Origin of the sequence: Mesorhizobium sp. M7A.F.Ca.CA.002.05.1.1, from assembly GCF_003998335.1 — a bacterium.
GTDB lineage: Bacteria > Pseudomonadota > Alphaproteobacteria > Rhizobiales > Rhizobiaceae > Mesorhizobium.
Window position 1 is genome coordinate 1 of record NZ_RZQI01000330.1, and the last position, 6,023, is coordinate 6,023.

General features: G+C 63.3%; 2 protein-coding genes. Both read left to right on the forward strand.

Annotated features, from left to right (window positions below; genetic code table 11):
- Positions 1–3,816 (forward strand): beta strand repeat-containing protein (locus EN939_RS38100; RefSeq protein WP_272483097.1); only part of this gene is annotated, 3,816 nt, incomplete at its 5' end.
- A gap of 6 nt (positions 3,817–3,822) precedes the next feature.
- Positions 3,823–6,023: two-partner secretion domain-containing protein (locus tag EN939_RS17645; protein ID WP_127269039.1), on the forward strand; the 2,201-nt coding region annotated here is incomplete at its 3' end.

The window sequence follows — 6,023 nt, forward strand, 5'->3', positions numbered from 1 at the left end:
GTGGTCACGGGCGCGTACGACACTTCGACATCAGGCCCCTACAATACCACATCCATCGCCAAGCCTGCGATCGGCGGCGGCACCACCGGCCCCAATGTCAATGTCGTCGGCCTGTCGACCTCCAGCTTCCAGAATGGCGGCGCCAACGGACTGAGTGCCGCCTTTGGCGGCGGGACTGGCGGCCTCTATCCCTATCTGAAGAGCTTCTACCCCAATGGCGTCCAGGCGATCTCCGGAATTGCCTACAAGGATGCCGGCAACACGCCGCTGATTTCCGGTACCGGCCAGCCCTATTACACAAAGAATCCCGGGCTGGTGTCCGTCGTCTCCGGCGGCGTAAACCTCGGCACAGTCTCGACCGGCGTCAACGGCTACTACTATCTCGCTCTGCCGGCGGGCGCGGTCTCGAACTCGGTGCTCGCTTACACCGTTGCCGAAGCGGACTCGGGCGCCAAGAATAGCGTGACCTTCCGGACCGGCCTGTCCGGCAGCAATGTCTCGAACCTCAACGTCTATGGCGACTGGCGGCTCGACGAGACGGATGGCTCGATCGCTTCGCTATCGACGCTGAGCAGCGCCTATAGCGCGGCTATTGGGTCAACCTCTGTCGGCAGCCTGTCCTTCGCCAATCGCCAGATTGAAACCGCAGCAGCCACCTTCGCCCTCAACCAGGCGCTGTCGGTCGGCACCGGCACGATGGCGCTGTCGTCGAACGGCGTGGTGACGCAGACGAGTGGCCTGACGGCGGCGTCGCTGGTTCTCGGTGGCACGGGTAGCTTCACCCTGACCAACGCCGGCAACCAGATCGGCAACGTCGCCGGCAACGCCGGTTCCGTCGATCTGCGCGATGGCGCAAGCCTGACGATCGCCAGTGCTTCCACCGCCCGCGGGGTTACGGCGACCGGGGTGAACACCACCGGTTCGGTAAGGCTTCAGACGGCGGGCAATCTGACCATCGCGGCAAGTGCGACGATCAGCGGAACGGATCCGGTGCTCTCAGCCGCAGGACAATTCATCAACAGTCGCGGCAGCGATGCCGTCACCGCCACCAGCGGACGCTGGCTGGTCTATACGGCAGCTCCCACCGGCAACAATTTCGGCAATCTCGACAGCGGCAACACCGCCATCTGGAACACGACCGCCGGCGGGGCGGTGAGCGCGACGGGCAACCGCTATGTCTTCGCCTATCAGCCGACACTGACGTTTACGTCCAACAGCGCGACCAAAACCTACGGCGACACCGCCCTGCCGGCAGTGACCTATTCAGTGGCGGGCTATCAGGCGGGCGCGGTCGGCGCCTATCTCGGCGACACCGCCGCCACGACCTTCAGCGGCGGCCCAAGCGTCACGTCCGTCAACCCGCCGGGCAATACACAGGTCGGAGCAGGATCCTATGCAATCACCGTCGGCGCCGGCAATCTCGCGGCGTTGAGCGGCTATGGCTTCGCCTACAGCAGCACCGGCCTGCTCACCATCGGCAAACGCGCGGTAACGGTGACGGTAACGCCGGGCCAGAGCAAGATCTATGGCGATGCGAATCCGTCATCCTATGCGTACACCGTTTCGGATCTCGGCGCCGGCGTGGCTCTGGTCGGCACCCTCAACCGCACGGCCGGGAACAGTGCCGGCACTTACGCCATCAACCAGAACAGCATCACCAACGCTAACAATTCGAACTACGACATCACCTATGTCGGCGGCAGTTTCGCCATCGCCAAGCGCGCGATCACGATCACGGCCGATGCCAAGAGCCGTATCTATGGCAACGCCAATCCGTCGCTGACCTACCAGCTGACATCAGGCAGTTTTGTCAATGGCGACAGCTTGGGCGGTTCGCTGACGACATCGGCGACCACGGCATCCGGTGTCGGCAGCTATGGCGTCACGCAGGGTACGCTCAACAACAACAATTATGCGATCACCTACGCCGGCGCCAATTTGTCGGTGACGCCGCGCGCGATCACGGTGACGGCGAATGCCAAGAGCCGTGCCTATGGCGATGCCAATCCGGCGCTGACCTATCAGCTGACATCAGGCAATTTCGTCAATGGGGACAGCCTGAGCGGTGCATTGGCAACAACAACTACGACGGCATCCAGTGTCGGCAGTTACAGCATTACGCAAGGCACACTCGCCAACAGCAACTATGCGATCAGCTATGCCGGCGCCAATCTGGCGGTGACGAAACGGGCGATCACGGTGACGGCCGATGCCAAGAGCCGTGTTTATGGCGATGCCAACCCGGCGTTGACCTATCAGCTGACCGCAGGCAATTTCGTCAATGGCGACAGCCTGAACGGTGCGCTGGCGACCTCGGCAACGACAGCATCCGATGTCGGCAGCTACGGCATCACGCAGGGCACGCTCGCCAACAGCAACTACGCGATCAGCTATGTCGGCGGAAACCTGTCAGTGACGCCGCGCGCGATTACGGTGACGGCCGATGCCAAGAGCCGTGTCTATGGCGATGACAATCCAACGCTGACCTATCAACTGACCTCGGGCGATTTCGCCAATGGCGACAGCCTGAGTGGTGCGTTGGCAAGGACCGCCGCAGCATCATCCGATGTCGGCGGCTACAGCATCACCCAAGGCACGCTTGCCAACGGAAATTACGCCATCAGCTATATCGGCGCGGATCTTTCGGTGACGCAGCGCGCGATCACGGTGACGGCCGATGCGGGCCAGAGCAAGATCTACGGGGACGGAGATCCGCTGTCTTACGGCTACGGAGTATCCGATCTCGGCAGCGGCGCAGCGCTGACCGGCACGCTTGATCGCGCCGAGGGCGAGAATGTCGGGACCTATGCCATTGGCCGCGGCACCCTCACCGATGCGGCCAACGCCAACTACGACATCACCTATGTCGGCGCCGGTTTCAGCATCGGCAAGCGATTCGTGACCGTCACTGCCAGCTCGGGCCAGGGCAAGACCTACGGCAATGCCGATCCGTCGTCCTATGGCTACACCTTCACCGATCTCGGCAGTGGTGCGGCGCTGGTTGGCGCTCTCCACCGCACTCCCGGCGAAGATGTCGGCGCCTATCAGATCGGGCAGGGCACACTCGCCAATGCGGCCAATTCGAACTACGACATCAGCTATGTCGGCGCCGATTTCAGCATCGGCAGGCGTGTCGTGACCGTCACGGCCAATTCGGGCCAGGGCAAGATCTACGGCGATGCCGACCCGTCCTCCTATGGCTACACCAGCACCGATCTCGGCAGTGGTGTGGGATTGGTCGGCGCTCTCGATCGCGTTTTGGGAGAGAACGCCGGAGCTTACGCGATCGGCCAGGGCACGCTTACCGACAGCGCCAATTCGAACTACGAGATCAGCTATGCCGGTGCCGACTTCAGCATCGGCAAGCGGGCGATCACCATAGTGGCGGATGCGCAGAGCCGGCCGCAGGGCATGCCCAATCCGCCACTCACCTATTCGATCGGCGGTCTGGGGTTGGTCAACGGGGATACGTTTCTTGGCGCGCTCTCGACTGGGGCGACACACGCTAGCCCTCCTGGCAACTACGCCATCGAACAGGGAAGCCTGACCCTCTCGGCCAACTATGAACTGACCTATGTCGGTGCCGATCTGGTGGTCTCGCCGCCCAACACCGTGCCGGCACCGGATGCAGCCAGCACGGTCGCGTACAACGCCGATGCTCATGCTGCTGGCGGGCCGGCTCCGGTTTTCTTCACCGGACAGCCGGTGGCTGGCGATGCGCAAACGCTGGTTGAAGACCCGCGGCTTGATGGCCCCGCCTTCTGCCAGGGCGTGGCGGACGCAGCTTCCGTCTGCAGCGTTGCCTCGATCCGGTAGGAAGACATGACCGCGCAGCGCCAAACCCTCTCACGGCGGCACCTTAACCGCACCGGCGCGCCGTTGATGGCGCTGCTTTTGACGTCGACGGCACTTGTCGGTTTCACGTCGGCGCGAGCACAGGAACTGCCGACAGGCGGCAGCGTCGCGTCCGGCGGTGTCACCATCGCCAATCCATCGTCGTCGCAACTGACCATCAAGCAGTCGACCAGTTCGGCGATCGTCAACTGGCAGAGTTTTTCCATCGGCGCCGGCGCGACAGTCACTATCGACCAGCCATCATCCTCGGCAACGATGCTGAACCGCGTCACCGGTGGCACTAAATCGACCATATCGGGCCAGCTCAACGCCAATGGCCAGGTGTTCCTGGTCAATCCCAACGGCATTGCCATCTCCAAGACCGGCAAGGTCAGTGCCGCCGGTTTCGTCGGCTCCTCGCTGGGCATCAGCGACGAGGATTTTGAGGCCGGAAAGCTGGAGTTCGAAGGCAATGGAGCTTCCGCTGCCGTCGCCAACCAGGGTTCCATCAGCATCGGGCGTGGCGGCTATGCCGCATTGATCGGTGGCAGCGTCGACAATGCCGGCTCGATCACCGTGCCGCTCGGCAAGGTCGGGCTCGGCTCGGGCGAGAAGGCGGCGCTCGATCTGTCCGGCGACGGCTTCTTGCAGGTCTCCGTGCCGACCAGGGCTGATGGCAGCAATGCGCTGGTCAGCAATTCCGGACGTATCAGTGCCGATGGCGGACTGGTCGAACTCAAGGCGGCGGCGGTGCGCAATGCAGCACGCCAGGCCGTCAACATGTCCGGTGTCATCGAGGCACGCACGGTGTCAGGTCAATCCGGCGCCATCGTGCTTGGTGGTGATGAAGGCTCGGTCGAAATCACCGGCACGCTCGATGCTTCGGCCAAGGCCGGCGGCAAGGGCGGCAAGGTCACGGTCACCGGCCGCAAACTGAAGCTCAAGGCCGCCAAGGTCGATGCCTCGGGCAAGAATGGCGGCGGCACGGTCAAGATCGGCGGCGACAAGCAAGGTTCTGGCACGCTCCAGCACGCGGTCACAACCGAGATCGATGCGAAGACGACAATCAGCGCCGATGCGACCGGCACCGGCGATGGCGGCACGGTCATCGTCTGGTCCGACGAGCAGACAAAGTTCGCGGGCAAGATTTCCGCACGTGGTGGCGATGACGGCGGCAATGGCGGCTTCGCGGAAGTGTCCGGCAAGCAGCGCCTCGACTTCACCGGTGCGGTCGATCTGCGCGCCCGGTTCGGCGATACCGGCGACCTTCTGCTCGACCCCTACAACGTCACCATCTCCAACGCTGCCGGCAACACCGGCGGCAGCATGTCCGCCAACACCAATGACAGCGTCATCAACGTCACCACGCTGCAGAACCTTCTCGCAACCGCCAACGTCACCATCTCGACCGGCAGCGGCGGTTCGCAGGCCGGCGACATCACCATTGCCGCGCCGATCAGCTGGAACACCAACACGCTGACGCTCAGCGCCTCTCATTCGATCGTCTTCAATGCGAACGCCACGATCGGCGGCGGCGGCGGGTTGACGCTGGTCACCAACAATGGCGGTACCGGCGGCACGATCTCCTATGCCTTGGGTGCATCGGCGACCTTCACCGGCACGCCGGGAGCGCAGGCGCTGTCGATCGACGGCCAGAGCTACACGCTGATCTACGATGTCAACGGCCTGCAGGCGATCAACAGCGGGCTCACCGGGAGCTATGCGCTGGCCAAGAATATCGATGCCAGCACCACGTCCAGCTGGAATAGCGGTCTCGGCTTCATATCACTGGGCACCGACGGCAACAGCAACATCCAGAACGGCGGCAATGGCTTCACCGGCTCGTTCGACGGGCTAGGCCACACCGTCGACAGCCTGTCGGTGACGCAGTCCGCTGCCCAATATGTCGGCCTGTTCGGCTATATCGGCGCGGGCGGCCTGGTTCAGAATGTCGGCGTCACCAATGTGACGGTCCGGGGGTTCAGGACCCTCGGCGGGATCGCTGGGTTCAATGCCGGCACGGTGGCCCAGAGTTATTCGACTGGTCAGCTGTTCACCACACAATACGGGTCCGCCTCAGGTGGTCTGATCGGCGAGAACGACGGCGCGCTCTCCGACAGCTTCTCGACGGTGGTCGTCAATGCTCGCGATACTAACACCGCCGGCGGCGCGGTAGGCTTCAATAATTT